At 59.2% G+C, this 14,914-nt stretch carries 16 protein-coding genes; 10 read left to right on the top strand and 6 right to left on the bottom strand.

Annotated features, from left to right (window positions below):
* Positions 1-207 precede the first annotated feature (207 nt).
* Both BMZ46_RS01265 and BMZ46_RS01260 read right to left on the bottom strand, forming a co-directional pair.
* Positions 208-684, bottom strand: coding sequence for an FxsA family protein (locus BMZ46_RS01265; RefSeq protein ID WP_064599125.1), 477 nt, complete (start codon positions 682-684; stop codon positions 208-210).
* 65 nt (positions 685-749) lie between these two features.
* Positions 750-1,481, bottom strand: a complete 732-nt coding sequence (locus BMZ46_RS01260) for a HugZ family pyridoxamine 5'-phosphate oxidase (protein WP_074688455.1) — start codon at positions 1,479-1,481, stop codon at positions 750-752.
* Positions 1,482-1,641: 160 nt separating this feature from the next.
* On the opposite strand from BMZ46_RS01260, the gene BMZ46_RS01255 reads away from it, so the two are divergent.
* The gene (locus BMZ46_RS01255) at positions 1,642-2,400 is read left to right on the top strand and encodes an SDR family oxidoreductase (RefSeq protein ID WP_011335726.1); all 759 of its coding nucleotides are present in this window, start codon (positions 1,642-1,644) and stop codon (positions 2,398-2,400) included.
* A gap of 67 nt (positions 2,401-2,467) precedes the next feature.
* Here BMZ46_RS01255 and apbC read toward each other — a convergent pair whose 3' ends face one another.
* Complete coding sequence (apbC, locus tag BMZ46_RS01250; protein WP_064383825.1) at positions 2,468-3,562, bottom strand: iron-sulfur cluster carrier protein ApbC; 1,095 nt, start codon at positions 3,560-3,562, stop codon at positions 2,468-2,470.
* Positions 3,563-3,717: 155 nt separating this feature from the next.
* On the opposite strand from apbC, the gene metG reads away from it, so the two are divergent.
* From metG to BMZ46_RS01210, 8 genes are all read left to right on the top strand, one after another.
* Entirely contained in the window at positions 3,718-5,769 is a 2,052-nt protein-coding gene (gene metG, locus BMZ46_RS01245) for a methionine--tRNA ligase (protein ID WP_039765864.1), read from the top strand.
* Between the two features lie 131 nt (positions 5,770-5,900).
* Entirely contained in the window at positions 5,901-6,470 is a 570-nt protein-coding gene (locus tag BMZ46_RS01240) for an electron transport complex protein RnfA (protein WP_074688457.1), read from the top strand.
* Positions 6,467-7,681 carry an electron transport complex subunit RsxB gene (rsxB, locus tag BMZ46_RS01235; RefSeq protein ID WP_074688459.1) on the top strand — a complete coding sequence of 405 codons (1,215 nt, stop codon included), beginning with the start codon at positions 6,467-6,469 and terminating at the stop codon, positions 7,679-7,681. The genes BMZ46_RS01240 and rsxB overlap by 4 nt, the downstream gene beginning before the upstream one ends.
* A complete protein-coding gene (locus BMZ46_RS01230; RefSeq protein WP_074688461.1) occupies positions 7,668-8,651 on the top strand; it encodes an RnfABCDGE type electron transport complex subunit D in 984 nt (327 codons plus the stop codon). The genes rsxB and BMZ46_RS01230 overlap by 14 nt, the downstream gene beginning before the upstream one ends.
* Positions 8,648-9,253: an RnfABCDGE type electron transport complex subunit G gene (locus BMZ46_RS01225; RefSeq protein WP_039765857.1), complete on the top strand. Its 606-nt coding sequence runs from the start codon at positions 8,648-8,650 to the stop codon at positions 9,251-9,253. The genes BMZ46_RS01230 and BMZ46_RS01225 overlap by 4 nt, the downstream gene beginning before the upstream one ends.
* Positions 9,250-9,831, top strand: a complete 582-nt coding sequence (locus BMZ46_RS01220; protein WP_074688463.1) for an Rnf-Nqr domain containing protein — start codon at positions 9,250-9,252, stop codon at positions 9,829-9,831. Before BMZ46_RS01225 ends, BMZ46_RS01220 begins: the two co-directional genes overlap by 4 nt.
* Positions 9,828-10,466 (top strand): endonuclease III, encoded by a 639-nt coding sequence (gene nth, locus BMZ46_RS01215; RefSeq protein ID WP_074688465.1) that lies wholly within the window; start codon positions 9,828-9,830, stop codon positions 10,464-10,466. Before BMZ46_RS01220 ends, nth begins: the two co-directional genes overlap by 4 nt.
* Positions 10,467-10,573: 107 nt before the next feature.
* Positions 10,574-10,753: a PA3496 family putative envelope integrity protein gene (locus BMZ46_RS01210; RefSeq protein ID WP_039765850.1), complete on the top strand. Its 180-nt coding sequence runs from the start codon at positions 10,574-10,576 to the stop codon at positions 10,751-10,753.
* 81 nt (positions 10,754-10,834) lie between these two features.
* On the opposite strand, the gene BMZ46_RS01205 is transcribed toward BMZ46_RS01210, so the two are convergent.
* The gene (locus tag BMZ46_RS01205) at positions 10,835-11,461 is read right to left on the bottom strand and encodes a response regulator transcription factor (protein WP_007953203.1); all 627 of its coding nucleotides are present in this window, start codon (positions 11,459-11,461) and stop codon (positions 10,835-10,837) included.
* A 393-nt stretch (positions 11,462-11,854) separates the two neighbouring features.
* Between BMZ46_RS01205 and BMZ46_RS01200 the strand changes: the two genes are divergently transcribed.
* A complete protein-coding gene (locus BMZ46_RS01200) occupies positions 11,855-12,436 on the top strand; it encodes a hypothetical protein (RefSeq protein WP_039765847.1) in 582 nt (193 codons plus the stop codon).
* 133 nt (positions 12,437-12,569) lie between these two features.
* Here BMZ46_RS01200 and BMZ46_RS01195 read toward each other — a convergent pair whose 3' ends face one another.
* Both BMZ46_RS01195 and BMZ46_RS01190 read right to left on the bottom strand, forming a co-directional pair.
* Complete coding sequence (locus BMZ46_RS01195; RefSeq protein ID WP_007953201.1) at positions 12,570-13,787, bottom strand: argininosuccinate synthase; 1,218 nt, start codon at positions 13,785-13,787, stop codon at positions 12,570-12,572.
* Between the two features lie 129 nt (positions 13,788-13,916).
* Positions 13,917-14,825 carry a flagellar protein MotY gene (locus tag BMZ46_RS01190; protein ID WP_007953200.1) on the bottom strand — a complete coding sequence of 303 codons (909 nt, stop codon included), beginning with the start codon at positions 14,823-14,825 and terminating at the stop codon, positions 13,917-13,919.
* Between the last annotated feature and the right edge of the window lie 89 nt (positions 14,826-14,914).

Below are 14,914 nucleotides of genomic sequence, written 5' to 3'. Positions count from 1 at the left end.
GTTTAACGAATCCGGCCTGCGCCGGTTGCGGCTCGTCGAGCGAGCCGCGAAAGTCTGTCCGACTCATATGCCGGAACCTTGCGGTGACCGATACATAAGGGCGCATAAGCTTATTACAAGGGCTGGGGACAAAAAATTTTCATGCGGCTGCATGAATTCGTGCCATAAACGAACACGGCACCCGAAGGTGCCGTGTCGATGCAGAATTTACTTGCTGTCGCGGTGTTCGAACTCGCCTTCGATCACATCGCCTTCGCGGCCAAGAGGCTGGCGCGGCGCGGGACCGCCGCGCGGTTGCAGGTCATCGGCGAACGCGCGCTGGCGCATGGCCTGTTCCTCGGCGCGCTGGCGCATTTTGTTGGCGACCAGTCGACGACTGAACGGCAACAGCAACACCAGACCGACCACGTCGCTGATGAAGCCCGGCAGGATCAGCAGACCGCCGGCCAAGGCCAGCATCAGGCCTTCGAGCATGGTTTGCGCAGGCAGCTCGCCGCGGTTCAGGCTTTCACGGGCACGCAATGCGGTGGCCAGCCCGGCGACGCGCAGCACGAACACGCCGAACATCGAGCCGAGAATGATCAGCAGCAGGGCCGGGAAAAACCCGATAGCCCCTGCCACTTTGACGAATACGAACAGCTCCAACACCGGGAACAGCAGAAAGAGCAACAAAAAAGGGCGCATCAAAGTTTCCTCAACGCAAGAAATGCCTTGCAGTAAGCCTTAGATGACGTCGCCCTTTCGTGAATTCAAGCGTCGGCCAGCGCATTTTTTGGCCAGACCTCGGCGTGAGCCAGAGAAACCAAGGCCTCGCGCACTTGTATCGGCGTATGACAGGGCGCTTGAAACGGCAGCCAGTACAGCGCCTGACCGATGCGCAGGTGCATGCCTTCGGTGTCGATCCCGGCCAGTTGCGCCGGTACGGTTTTCGGCAGACCGGCGAGGTCCACGTAATGCGCGATGGCCTTGGCGTGGTCGCTGTTCATGTGCTCGACCATGCTGATTTCGGCCTTGCCGGCGAACGGGTTGGCCAGGGTCAGTTGGTCGACCCAATGGATCGCGCCAAAACCGCCGATGTAGCGATGACGCACCGGTTTGAGCACCCAGAAATCGAAATCGTGGGCCTTGTGGTAATTCTGCGAATCGGGAAAGTAGCGGTAGTAACGCTCGGCGGCGGCTTCGATGGCGGCAGCGTCTTCGAGTTTTTCCGCCTCGGCCAGATAGGTCAGGCGACCAACGGCTTGCACATCGTCAGCCTCGCGCTCGCCCACCAGCAGCGAACATTTCGGATCTTTCTGCAGATTGTGAGTGTGCTGGGCGATGCGGCTGATCAGGATCAGCGGCCGGCCCTGGTCGTCCAGGCAGTAGGGAACCACAGAGCCGAACGGAAAACCGGGCATCGATCTGGAGTGGGTCGACAGCACGCCACGGTATTCCTTGAGAAGCAATTCTCGGGCATTCTTAGCCGCTTCAACGCTCAATTTATGACTCCTTAAATAGAATCCGTCGACAAAACGGACAGGCGCATGGGTTTTGTCCCACTCGCCATCGGGCAGTTCTCATGTGCAACAGGCTGCTGGCCGGTGCAGATCGAGAGGCTACCTGTAAGGACCACTCTGACCTGCTCTCGGGGGCATGCGAATGCAACTCAACGACAAAGTAATCATTATCACTGGCGGTTGCCAAGGCTTGGGCCGCTCGATGGCCGAGTATTTCGCGGGCAAGGGCGCGAAGCTGGCGCTGGTCGACCTGAACCAGGAAAAACTCGACGACGCGGTCGCGGCCTGCAAGGCCAAGGGTGTCGAGGCGCGCAGCTACCTGTGCAACGTCGCCAACGAAGAGCAGGTGACGCACATGGTTGCCCAGGTCGCCGAAGACTTCGGCGCGATCCACGGCCTGATCAACAACGCCGGGATCCTGCGCGACGGCCTGCTGCTCAAGGTCAAGGACGGCGAGATGACCAAGATGAGCCTGGCCCAGTGGCAGGCGGTGATCGACGTCAACCTGACCGGCGTGTTCCTCTGCACCCGTGAAGTGGCGGCGAAAATGGTCGAGCTGAAGAACAGCGGCGCGATCATCAACATCTCGTCGATCTCGCGTGCGGGCAACGTCGGCCAGACCAACTACTCCGCCGCCAAGGCCGGCGTCGCTGCGGCGACCGTGACCTGGGCCAAGGAACTGGCGCGCTACGGCATTCGCGTGGCGGGCATCGCACCGGGCTTCATCGAAACCGAGATGACCCTGGGCATGAAGCCAGAAGCGCTGGAAAAAATGACCTCGGGCATTCCGCTCAAGCGCATGGGCAAACCGGAAGAGATCGCCCATTCGGCGGCGTACATCTTCGAGAACGACTACTACACCGGCCGGATTCTGGAGATGGACGGCGGGTTGCGTATCTGACCCCTGCCACGCAATGAAAACGCCCCGGTGCACAGGCACCGGGGCGTTTTTGTTTAAACCGCAGGCATCAATCGTCGCTGATGGTGATGTTCGGCATTGCCGGCGACGCTGCTTCCTGCAACACGATCCGCGCGCCGACGTGGCGGGCCAGTTCCTGATAGACCATGGCGATCTGGCTGTCCGGCTCGGAAATCACCGTCGGCTTGCCGCCATCGGCCTGTTCGCGGATCAGCATCGACAGCGGCAACGAAGCCAGCAGCTCGACGCCGAACTGGGTCGCCAGCTTCTCTCCACCGCCCTCACCGAACAGATGCTCGGCATGACCGCAGTTCGAGCAGATATGCACGGCCATGTTTTCCACCACGCCCAGCACCGGAATGTTGACCTTGCGGAACATCTCTACGCCCTTGCGTGCGTCGAGCAGCGCCAGATCCTGCGGTGTGGTGACGATCACGGCGCCAGCCACCGGCACTTTCTGCGCCAGGGTCAACTGGATGTCGCCGGTGCCTGGCGGCATGTCGATCACCAGATAATCCAGGTCGCCCCAGGCGGTTTGCGTGACCAGTTGCAGCAGCGCGCCCGACACCATCGGCCCGCGCCAGACCATCGGCGTGTTGTCGTCGGTCAGGAACGCCATCGACATCACTTCCACGCCGTGGGCCTGCAACGGCACGAACCATTTCTGATCCTTGACCTGCGGGCGGGTGCCCTCGGGAATGCCGAACATGATGCCCTGGCTCGGGCCGTAGATATCGGCGTCGAGAATCCCGACCTTCGCGCCCTCACGGGCCAGCGCCAGTGCCAGGTTGGCGGCGGTGGTGGATTTGCCCACCCCGCCCTTGCCCGATGCCACGGCGACCACGTTCTTGACATTGGCCAGCCCCGGAATCTGCGCCTGGGCCTTGTGCGCGGCGATCACGCTGTTGACCTCGACCTTGGCAGTCACCACGCCGTCGAGGTTTTCGATGGCCAGTTGCAGCAATTGCGCCCAGCCGCTCTTGAACAGACCGGCGGCATAACCGATTTCCAGCTGTACGCTGACGCGATCGCCGGTGATTTCGATGTTGCGCACGCAACCGGCGCTGACCGGATCCTGGTTCAGGTAAGGGTCGGTGTATTGGCTGAGGACGGCTTCCACCGCTGCGCGAGTGACGGCACTCATGGGCAACTCCGATAACAAGACTGGGAAAAGATGGCGGGTATCCTACCCCTTCTGTCCTCCGGACGGCATGCCCGGCAACGATTTGCAGAGGTGAAATATCTTTCCCGGCGCTTTATAGTGGCCGACCTCCGTTTCATCAAGTAGCGAAGCCCCACATGTCCGAACCACGCAAGATTCTCGTCACCAGCGCCCTGCCCTACGCCAACGGTTCGATCCACCTTGGCCACATGCTGGAATACATCCAGACCGATATGTGGGTGCGCTTCCAGAAGCATCGCGGCAATCAGTGCATTTATGTCTGCGCCGACGACGCCCACGGTTCGGCGATCATGCTGCGCGCGGAAAAGGAAGGCATCACCCCGGAACAACTGATCGCCAACGTCCAGGCTGAACACAGCGCCGACTTTGCCGAGTTCCTGGTGGACTTCGACAATTTCCACTCCACTCACGCCGAAGAAAACCGTGAGCTGTCGAGCCAGATCTACCTGAAACTGCGTGACGCCGGGCACATCGCCCAACGTTCGATCACCCAGTATTTCGACCCGGAAAAGAAAATGTTCCTGGCCGACCGCTTCATCAAGGGCACCTGCCCGAAATGCGGCACCGAAGACCAGTACGGCGACAACTGCGAAAAATGCGGTGCAACCTACGCGCCGACCGACCTGAAGGATCCGAAGTCGGCCATCTCCGGCGCCACCCCGGTGCTCAAGGATTCCCAGCACTTCTTCTTCAAGCTGCCGGACTTCCAGGAAATGCTCCAGGCCTGGACCCGCAGCGGCACCCTGCAGGACGCCGTGGCCAACAAGATCGCCGAATGGCTGGACGCTGGCCTGCAACAGTGGGACATCTCCCGCGATGCGCCGTACTTCGGTTTCGAGATCCCGGGCGAGCCGGGCAAGTACTTCTACGTGTGGCTGGACGCGCCGATCGGCTACATGGCCAGCTTCAAGAACCTGTGCAACCGCACGCCGGAGCTGGACTTCGACGCGTTCTGGGGCAAGGACTCCACCGCCGAGCTGTACCACTTCATCGGCAAGGACATCGTCAACTTCCACGCCCTGTTCTGGCCGGCGATGCTCGAAGGTGCGGGTTTGCGCAAGCCGACCGGGATCAACGTGCACGGCTACCTGACCGTCAACGGTCAGAAGATGTCCAAGTCCCGCGGCACCTTCATCAAGGCCCGTACCTACCTGGATCACCTGTCGCCGGAATACCTGCGCTATTACTACGCGGCTAAACTGGGCCGTGGCGTGGACGACCTCGACCTGAACCTCGAAGACTTCGTGCAGAAGGTCAACTCCGACCTGGTCGGTAAAGTCGTCAACATCGCCAGCCGTTGCGCCGGTTTCATCCAGAAGGGCAACGCCGGTCTGCTGGTGGACACCAACGCCGCACCGGAACTGACCGAAGCCTTCCTGGCTGCCGCGCCGAGCATCGCCGACGCCTATGAGGCCCGCGACTTCGCCCGTGCCATGCGCGAAACCATGGCTTTGGCCGACCGCGCCAACGCCTGGATCGCCGACAAGGCACCATGGTCGCTGAACAAGCAGGAAGGCAAGCAGGATGAAGTCCAGGCGGTCTGCGCCACGGCGATCAACCTGTTCCGCCAGCTGGTGATCTTCCTCAAACCGGTGCTGCCAGTGCTGGCCGCCGATGCCGAGGCGTTCCTCAACGTCGCCCCGCTGACCTGGAACGACCATACCACCCTGCTGGCCAACCACCAGTTGAACGAATTCAAGCCGTTGATGACCCGCATCGACCCGGTAAAAGTGCAAGCCATGACCGACGCCTCGAAAGAAGACCTGACCGCCAGCCAGACCGACACCGGCGCCGCCGCGCCTGCCGGCAATGGCGAACTGGCCAAGGATCCGCTGTCGCCGGAAATCGACTTCGACACCTTCGCCGCCGTCGACCTGCGCGTCGCGCTGATCGTCAAGGCCGAACACGTTGAAGGGGCAGACAAGCTGCTGCGCCTGACATTGGATATCGGTGACGAGCAACGCAACGTGTTCTCGGGGATCAAGAGTGCTTACCCGGATCCGTCGAAGCTCGACGGCCGCCTGACCATGATGATCGCCAACCTCAAGCCACGGAAAATGAAGTTCGGCATCTCCGAAGGCATGGTGATGGCGGCCGGCCCTGGCGGTGAAGAAATTTACCTGCTGAGCCCGGACAGCGGCGCCAAACCGGGTCAGCGCATCAAGTAAGATTCTGCCCTGACAAATCCCACAGGCGTGCTCCGTGCGCCTGTGGGATTTTTCATATCTGGCCCGCCCTTCACGGCTGCCGGATAATGCCTAACCTTAAATGACACACGCCCGCTTCCACCGGCAGACCCATGACCGAACTCGTGCTTACGCTCTTCAGTGCTGCGCTGATCAACAACTTCGTGTTGCACTGGCCGCTGGGCGTCGATCCGCTGATGGCGGGCGAACGCCGTCAGGTGCACGCGCTGGGGCTGGCGACGTTGTGTCTGATGCTGCTTGTCGGTGTGGCGGGTTACGTGCTCTGGCATTGGCTGCTGGTGCCGTTGCAACTGGAATTCCTGCGCCTGTTTGTGTTTATGCCGTTGAGCATCTTGCTGATCACGCCGTTGCTGAAGCTGTTGGCTTATTGGCTCCCCGCGCTGCCATTCGATGGTTTGTGGCCGCTGCTGCTGGGCAATGCCGGAGTGCTGGGACTGACGCTGATCAACGCGCAAGCGGACACGGGTCTGTTGCATGCGACAGCGCTGAGCCTTGGCGCCGGTCTGGGTTTCTGGCTGGTGTTGAGCCTGTTCAACGATTTGCGCGAGCGCACGGCCGACAACGATATTCCCCTGCCCTTTCGTGGCCTGCCGATCCTGTTGATCGGCGCCGGACTGATGGCCGTGGCTTTTCTCGGATTCAGTGGACTGATCAAAACATGAGTCTGATTCAACGCATCGATGCCTTGCTGCCGCAGACCCAATGCGGCAAGTGCGGCCATCCCGGATGCAAACCCTACGCTGAGGGCATCGCCAACGGCGAGCCGATCAACAAGTGCCCGCCGGGTGGCGACGAAACCATCGCGGCGCTGGCCGAACTGTTGAAAATCCCGGTGCTGGAGCTGGACATCAGTCGCGGTTCGGCGCCGCCGCAAGTGGCCTATATCCGCGAGGCCGAATGCATCGGCTGCACCAAGTGCATCCAGGCCTGCCCGATCGACGCCATCGTCGGCGCGGCAAAACTGATGCACACGGTCATCATCGACGAATGCACCGGCTGCGATCTATGCGTGGCGCCATGCCCGGTCGACTGCATCGAGATGCATCCACTGCCGCTGGGCACGCTGCCGGTAGTGGGTGGCCTGGCCACCAGCCTTGAAGAACAACAGGCTCGTGCAGCCAAACGTGATCACGCCCGCCAGCGCTTCGAACGGCGCAACGCTCGCCTGCAACGCGAAGAACAGCAGAAGCAGGCCGAACGCGAAGCCCGGGCGCAGCGCGCGGCCCAGGTCGAAGTCGCCGCCACCACGCTCGATCCGGTGCAGGCGGCGCTGGAACGGGTCCGCGCACAAAAAGCCGCGACCGCCGATGCTGCGCTGAAAAAAGCCAAGATCGACGTGGCCATGAGCCGGGCGCAATTGAACAAGTCGCTCAAGGCATTCGGTCATCCGCCGACCTTCGATCAGCAATCGCAATTGATCGTCCTGCAACAGCAATTCGAAGCGGCCGAACAGGCACTGGCGAAGCTGGAAAGCAACGCGGCACCTGCACCCGTCGTGGCCGCCCCGGCAAAGGACGCCGATCTGAAACGGGCAAAAATCCAGCTGGCGATGCGCCGCGCCGAGCTGAAAAAGGCACAAACCGCAGAGGCCACGCCAGCCGAGATCGCCGCGCTGGAGCAAGCGCTGCATGACGCCGAACGGGCGCTGCACAATGCCGAAGCCACCAGCGATCAACCGGCGCCCGAGCTGGTGCGTGTCGAGAAACGTCCGATCGACGCCCAGCTTCGTCAGCTGAAAACCGAACTGGCTTACGCTCGCGCCGACCTTGACAAACTGCAACGGCGCGACGGCACGCCCGCCGACATCCTCGAAAAGGCCCGCGCCCGCCTGCAAGAAGCAGAGCGGCAGGTACAAGCCCATGTCATCCCTTGAAACCAGAGACGAACGCCTGCAACAGGCAATGAAGCTGGTTTTGCTGGCGACATTGCCGGGGTTGCTGGCGCTGTTTTGGTTTTACGGTTGGGGCGTGTTGATCAACCTGGTCCTGTCCGTCGTCACGGCTTTGGGTGTCGAAGCCGCTGTGGCTCATCTGCGCCAGCAACCGCTGCAATTCACCTTGACCGATGGCAGCGCGGTGGTCAGCGCCACGCTGCTGGCGATCGCGCTGCCGCCCTATTGCCCGTGGTGGCTGACGGTCACGGCCATCGCCTCCGGCCTGCTGCTGGGCAAACATCTGTACGGTGGTGTGAGCCGAAACCCGTTCAATCCGGCCATGCTCGGCTTCGCCTTGGCCATGGTGATGTTCCCTCAACCGATGACCCACTGGCCGGCCCACGGCATGGAGCTGACGGCGGCTTTTGGCCAGGTGTTCAATCTTGGCGCCCAGCCGGATGCCTGGGTTCAGGCCACCGCGCTGGACAGTGTGCGCATCAATAAAAGCCTGACCATGGATGAATTGTTTGCCGGTAATCCGGCATTCGGTCGCTTTGGCGGGCACGGCGTTGAATGGATCAATCTGGCGTTCCTCGCCGGTGGACTGTTTTTGTTGCAGCGTCGAGTGTTTGGCTGGCACGCGCCGGTCGGCATGCTCGCCAGCCTGTTCGTGATCAGCCTGTTGTGCTGGAACGGTTCGGGATCGGACTCCCACGGCTCGCCACTGTTTCACCTGCTGAGCGGCGCGACCATGCTCGGGGCGTTCTTCATCATCACTGAACCGGTGTCGGGGGCGAAGAGTCCGCTCGCCCGCCTGCTGTTCGGCATCGGCGTGGGGCTGCTGACGTACGTGATTCGCACCTGGGGTGGTTACCCCGACGGCGTGGCGTTTGCGGTGCTGTTGATGAACCTGTGCGTGCCGGCGCTGGAGCGCTTCGCGATGGCCCGTCAGACGCAGGTGACGCCATGAACCGAACGAGCAGCCTGATCACACTGGCGTTGATTGGCGCGCTTGGTTTCGGCGTGACATGGCTGGTGCAACGCAGCAATGCGCCGCAGATCGCCGCCGAACAGCGTCTGCTTGAAAGTCGCAAGCTGCTGGACGTCCTGCCGGCCGACAGTTACGACAATCAGCCGCTTGAACAACCTCTGGCGCTGACCGACATCAACCTGAGCCACAGTCAGTTGCCGGGCGCTTATCGGGCGAGCAAAAACGGACAACCCGTGGCGGTGCTGCTGCGCAGCCAGACCCAAGGTTATGCCGGCAATATCGAGTTGCTGATTGCCATCGACGCCAAAGGCCGATTGCTCGGCGTGAAAACTCTTGAGCAAAACGAAACACCTTCGCTGGGTGGGCATATCGGTGACTGGCCAAACGGCTGGCTTCAGCGCTTTAGCGGAAAATCGAGCAACCAACCGACGGACGCCGGATGGGCCTTGAAGAAGGATCAGGGGCAATTCGACCAGATCGCGGGCGCAACCATTACGTCTCGCGCGGCGATCAATGCCATCCACGATGCCCTGCGTTACTTCGATGAACACCGGACGACTCTGCTCGGGAGCGCGCCATGAATACGTCAGCGACTCTGTCGAACTCAATGATGCTGGTGCTGTTGATCGGCACCACCGACTCCGTGGCGGCTGCGCTGGCGACTCTGTTGATGTTCACCGTTATCGTGGGCGTTTACGGTTTGTGCATGGCACCGCTGCGCTCGCGCCTGAGCAGCGAGAGCCTGTTGCCGGTCAGCCTGGTGCTGGCCGCGACCCTGGCGGGCTGCGCCGATATTGTTCTGCAACGCGTTGCGCTGCAGTGGCATCAATTGATCAGTCTTTATGCCGGGTTGATTGGCTTGCAGTGCGTTGTGCTGGAGCACAATGGATTTTTTCGCCAGCCTGTACGTGAACGTCTGAAACAGTGCGGGCTGTTTGTCGCGCTGATGATTGCGCTTGCGATGTTGCGTGAGCTGATCGGTCAGGGCAGCATCGGCCATCATTTGTCGGAACACTGGCAAGGTTTGATTCTGTTCGGCGACGGTCTGCATTTCACGACGCTGGCGCCCGGCGCCTTCATATTGCTTGGACTGTTACTGGCTGCCCGTCAGGCCTGGGCTCGCCCTGCCGACCTACCCGAGGAAACGCATCACCCATGAATGCCGCAAAACGTCTGGAGATCTTCCGCCGGTTTCACGAGGACAACCCCGAACCCAAGACCGAGCTGGCCTATTCTTCGCCTTTCGAACTGTTGATCGCAGTGATTCTGTCCGCGCAATCGACTGACGTCGGGGTGAACAAGGCGACGGCCAAACTGTTCCCGGTGGCGAATACGCCGGCGGCCATTCACGCGTTAGGCGTTGAAGGTCTGTCCGAATACATCAAGACCATCGGCCTCTATAACAGCAAGGCCAAAAACGTGATCGAGACCTGCCGCCTGCTGGTCGAGCTGCACAATGGCGAAGTCCCGCAGACTCGCGGAGAACTGGAAGCCTTGCCGGGCGTTGGCCGCAAAACCGCCAATGTCGTGCTCAACACTGCGTTCCGACAGTTGACCATGGCCGTTGACACCCACATTTTCCGGGTCAGCAACCGCACCGGCATTGCACCGGGAAAAAATGTGGTCGAGGTGGAAAAGAAGCTGATGAAGTTCGTGCCAAAGGAATACCTGCTCGACTCGCACCACTGGCTCATTCTTCACGGACGCTATGTGTGTCTGGCACGCAAGCCCCGCTGTGGCAGCTGTCGGATCGAAGATTTGTGCGAGTACAAGCACAAGACTTCCGACGATTGAGCGGCTATTGGAGTTATTGATTTATCGATTGAAAAAATCTTTTTTACCATCTGCTGGAATATCGATATAAGGGGCGCCAAAGGCAGTCTTAGCCTGGAGTTGACCTTATGACTGACAGCAAAGAACAACTGGATGTAGACGACGATTTCATCGCTGCCGAAGCCGAAGACGCCGAACCGGTGGTTGAAGTTGCCAAGACCAATCTCAGCAAGCGCCGAACCATCGACAACCTGCTTGAGGAGCGCCGACTGCAGAAGCAATTGGCCGATTACGATTTTGATCTCTGACATTTGAAAGCCTCCCGAAACGGAGGCTTTTCCCTACTCGCTGATTCCGATCCGCCCATGATCCGTCAGCCATTGAAAACCTCAGACCAGGCCGTTGCGCTGCGCCAGTTCGATCAGATCCACCAGCGAGCGCGCATTGAGCTTTAAAAGCAATCGGGTCTTGTAGGTACTCACGGTCTTGTTACTGAGGAACATCCCGTCGGCAATTTCCTTGTTGGTCTTGCCGCGCGCCAGTTGCTGCAAAACCATCATTTCCCGCCCCGACAGACGATCGACCATATCGGCCTCGCTGGCATTTCCCAGGCTGGTCCGCACGGTATGCAACGCCTGGTTCGGAAAGTAACTGTATCCGGACAGAACCGCCTTGATGGCGCTCAACAACTCTGTCAGGTCCTGTTGTTTGCAAACATAACCCGCCGCCCCCGACTGCATGCAGCGCATGGAAAAGTGCCCAGGCGACTGGGATGTCAGCACAAGTACTTTCAACGGCATCGCGCTTGTCGTAAGGCGCGCAATGACTTCCAGTCCATCCAGTTTCGGTATGCCGATATCCAGTATTACGATATCCGGCATCTGATCACGGGCAAGTTGTAATGCATCCACTCCATTGTCGGTTTCTGCAATGACTTCGTAGCCATGACGTTCCATCAGCATACGCACCGCAAGACGAATGACGGGGTGATCATCCACGATCAGCACTTTATTCATGGGCAAGTCCAGTTTCGCTGTTCGAATTTTTAGAACCGGCACAATAACGCAGTCATTTCACTCATGGCATGGAGAAGTTCATTCACACCGGCATCAAAAGACACCTCCTACAGCCAATAAAGATTATTCCTACAGAAAAGGACCACCGGAAAAAATTACAGCCTGGTGAGAACCTAAAGCCCGCACCCACCGTTCGCAACGTGACAACACTTTGACAAGCTATCAAAAACAACCCACCAAAAAAATAAAAACCTGAAACAACATACCTGTATTAATTTAACCATATTTCAGATAAACACCAGCTAACTAGCGCAGCATCATCAATCTAACACCCAGCTATACAAACCACTAGAAACCCCCACGACGAGAACAGCAACTTCATGAGTAGAACACATGTTAAAAACCAAAAGAAAGATCACCAACCCTATAAGCGTCATTGCCATATTTGCATTGATAACCGAGACCTCGGCAGCGGTCTCCCTGCCCTTTCTCGATAACGAAGAGCGGAAGATCTACATCTGGCTTCTGATCAGCTTTCCTTTCTTCCTGGCGTTCCTGTTCTTCATAACTCTTAACTTCAACTATCGCTCCCTTTATGCACCATCAGACTTTGAAAACGACAACAATTTTTTAAAGGCATTCGAGGAAACTTCATCCCACTTGCAGGGAACAACCACACAGCCCGGTATAGAATTACACACAGTAAAAATACACAAGTCGTTCACTACGCTATATATCTTGGATATCAGGGGAGGAAATGTCGAACTTGACATAGCCGCGCTATTGGAAAAAATCCCGCCCCCCTCCAAGCATTCACTCAGAATATTCCTGTTCCTGATCCACTCGATACCGGACACTCCATTAACAGAAGACGTCTTCAAATCGTTTAAACAGGGAAAGAAAGGCGCCGGAACTACCTACTGCATTTCTTACGACGTGGATTCAATGAGCATGATCCAGGTGGAAAAGGTTTGAACGCGCCGCAGGAAGCGGGCACAGCAAAAGCAGCGATAATATTTATCCGGATCAGTTTGAAGAAGGGAGTACCCAGAAACACAAAGGCCTTGTCTTACGACAAGGCCTTTGTTTCACATCCGGACCGAATGACTCAGAACAGCTTGCGGCCCTTGTTGGCTGCGATGCGCATGCGCAATGCGTTGAGCTTGATGAAGCCCGCCGCATCGGCCTGGTTGTAGGCGCCGCCATCTTCTTCGAAGGTCGCAATGTTGGCGTCGAACAGCGAATCGTCGGACTTGCGGCCGGTCACGATCACGTTGCCCTTGTACAGCTTGAGGCGCACAACGCCGTTCACGTTGACCTGGGAAGCGTCGATCATCTGTTGCAACATCAGACGCTCAGGGCTCCACCAGTAGCCGGTGTAGATCAGGCTGGCGTATTTCGGCATCAGCTCGTCTTTGAGGTGAGCGACTTCGCGGTCCAGGGTGATCGATTCGATGGCGCGGTGAGCGCGCAGCATGATGGTGCCGCCCGGGGTTTCGTAGCAGCCACGGGACTTCATGCCGACGTAACGGTTCTCGACGATGTCGAGACGGCCGATGCCGTGCTCGCCACCGATCTTGTTCAGGGTCGCCAGTACGGTGGCCGGGGTCATTTCGACGCCGTCCAGCGCGACGATGTCGCCGTTGCGGTAGGTCAGTTCCAGGTATTGCGGAGTGTCAGGAGCCTTCTCCGGGGAGACGGTCCAGCGCCACATGTCTTCTTCGTGCTCGGTCCAGGTGTCTTCCAGCACGCCGCCTTCATAGGAGATGTGCAGCAGGTTGGCGTCCATCGAGTACGGGGATTTCTTCTTGCCGTGACGCTCGATCGGGATCGCGTGCTTCTCGGCGTAGTCCATCAGCTTCTCGCGGGACAGCAGGTCCCACTCGCGCCATGGAGCAATTACTTTCACGCCTGGCTTGAGTGCATAGGCACCCAGTTCGAAACGCACCTGGTCGTTGCCTTTGCCGGTGGCGCCGTGGGAAATGGCGTCGGCGCCGGTTTCGTTGGCGATTTCGATCAGACGCTTGGCGATCAGCGGACGCGCGATGGAAGTACCCAGCAGGTACTCGCCTTCGTAAACGGTGTTGGCGCGGAACATCGGGAACACGAAGTCACGCACGAATTCTTCGCGCAGGTCGTCGATGTAGATTTCTTTGACGCCCATGGCCTGCGCCTTGGCGCGAGCCGGCTCGACCTCTTCGCCCTGACCCAGGTCAGCGGTGAAGGTCACGACTTCACAGTTATAAGTATCCTGCAGCCACTTGAGGATCACCGAAGTGTCCAGGCCGCCGGAATACGCCAGAACGACCTTGTTTACGTCCGCCATGCCATCACTCCACGGGGTTCTACGGAAAGCCGAGGAGTCTACCGCTCAAACGCGATAATTTACAGAGGCGCGACAGCTTAAGACGACAAAGCGACAGAATCTGTCGAGAGGGCGACGATGACCGGAAGGTCAGGAAGTCGCCGCCGTGTTGGCAGGCGTGCTGGCCTGGGGCGCCGGAGCAGTGGTCGGTGCCACTCGCGCCAGGTGCACGTTGACCCGGCGGTTCTTGGCCCGGTTGGCGGCATTGGTGTTCGGCACCAACGGGTAGCGCTCACCATGGAAACGCACGGTGATCTGCGATTCCTGAATGCCATTGGCCTTGAAGAAATCAACCACGGCCAGCGCACGGCGGCGCGACAATTCACGATTGGTCAGGCGATTGCCGCTGTTATCGGAGTGGCCATCGAGTTCGATGTGATTGACCGTCGGATCGGCCTTCATGTACTCGAGCATCACTTGCAGCTTGGCCTTGGCGGCGGCGTCCAGTTCGATGCCTTCGCCGGGGAAACCAATTTGCGATTGTTTGACCTGATCGAAATTCTGCGGGAGCAGTTTCGCCACGCAGGTCTGGTAGTCATTAAAAGCCTTGCTGAACTTGACCGGCAGCAGGCGCACTTCAGACACCCGACCATCGCCCGAGGCCCGGCGCACCACGGGGCTGCGACCGTCCATCAAACCGCTGATCAGTTGCCCGGCCTGGGATTGAGAACTGTTGAACAGCACGTTGCCGCTGCCCAGTCGAACCGTGCCCAGATTGATATCGCCACGACCCGGCTGCCACGGCGCAGCCGCCGCCAGCAAGGTCGCCGAACCGCCGCCAAGCATGGCGTTGTAGGCGTTCAGGCGAAAGGTCGCCTGCTCGCCGGCCTTGCGCACGAATTGCCCCGAGCCGAAGTCGGTGATCGGCTGCGTCAGACGGCACTCGAACTTGTCGCCCTCGACCGTCCACTCAATGTTCTCCAGACGGGTCTGGTAAGTCAGTGCCATCGCGGGAAGGCTGGCAAACACACTGAGCAAGGCTAAATATCGCTGGCGCACGGGAGGCTCCATTGGCTTCTACAACGAAAAAGACCGAGACATACATCTTTACGGCATACCTATGGGATATCGGACGCTCGTCGCAAAAC

The organism is Pseudomonas sp. NFIX49 (assembly GCF_900115915.1).
Taxonomy (GTDB): Bacteria; Pseudomonadota; Gammaproteobacteria; order Pseudomonadales; family Pseudomonadaceae; genus Aquipseudomonas; species Aquipseudomonas pharyngis.
Note: the sequence above shows the minus strand (reverse complement) of the source record. Positions and strands in the feature narration are given on the sequence as shown.

What these genes read in the sequence shown, in the direction of transcription:
- BMZ46_RS01265 (WP_064599125.1), bottom strand. Translation starts at nt 684, where the DNA reads ATGCGCCCTTTTTTGTTGCTCTTTCTGCTGTTCCCGGTGTTGGAGCTG.
- BMZ46_RS01255 (WP_011335726.1), top strand. Translation starts at nt 1,642, where the DNA reads ATGCAACTCAACGACAAAGTAATCATTATCACTGGCGGTTGCCAAGGC.
- apbC (WP_064383825.1), bottom strand. Translation starts at nt 3,562, where the DNA reads ATGAGTGCCGTCACTCGCGCAGCGGTGGAAGCCGTCCTCAGCCAATAC.
- metG (WP_039765864.1), top strand. Translation starts at nt 3,718, where the DNA reads ATGTCCGAACCACGCAAGATTCTCGTCACCAGCGCCCTGCCCTACGCC.
- BMZ46_RS01240 (WP_074688457.1), top strand. Translation starts at nt 5,901, where the DNA reads ATGACCGAACTCGTGCTTACGCTCTTCAGTGCTGCGCTGATCAACAAC.
- rsxB (WP_074688459.1), top strand. Translation starts at nt 6,467, where the DNA reads ATGAGTCTGATTCAACGCATCGATGCCTTGCTGCCGCAGACCCAATGC.
- BMZ46_RS01230 (WP_074688461.1), top strand. Translation starts at nt 7,668, where the DNA reads ATGTCATCCCTTGAAACCAGAGACGAACGCCTGCAACAGGCAATGAAG.
- BMZ46_RS01225 (WP_039765857.1), top strand. Translation starts at nt 8,648, where the DNA reads ATGAACCGAACGAGCAGCCTGATCACACTGGCGTTGATTGGCGCGCTT.
- BMZ46_RS01220 (WP_074688463.1), top strand. Translation starts at nt 9,250, where the DNA reads ATGAATACGTCAGCGACTCTGTCGAACTCAATGATGCTGGTGCTGTTG.
- nth (WP_074688465.1), top strand. Translation starts at nt 9,828, where the DNA reads ATGAATGCCGCAAAACGTCTGGAGATCTTCCGCCGGTTTCACGAGGAC.
- BMZ46_RS01210 (WP_039765850.1), top strand. Translation starts at nt 10,574, where the DNA reads ATGACTGACAGCAAAGAACAACTGGATGTAGACGACGATTTCATCGCT.
- BMZ46_RS01205 (WP_007953203.1), bottom strand. Translation starts at nt 11,461, where the DNA reads ATGAATAAAGTGCTGATCGTGGATGATCACCCCGTCATTCGTCTTGCG.
- BMZ46_RS01200 (WP_039765847.1), top strand. Translation starts at nt 11,855, where the DNA reads ATGTTAAAAACCAAAAGAAAGATCACCAACCCTATAAGCGTCATTGCC.
- BMZ46_RS01195 (WP_007953201.1), bottom strand. Translation starts at nt 13,787, where the DNA reads ATGGCGGACGTAAACAAGGTCGTTCTGGCGTATTCCGGCGGCCTGGAC.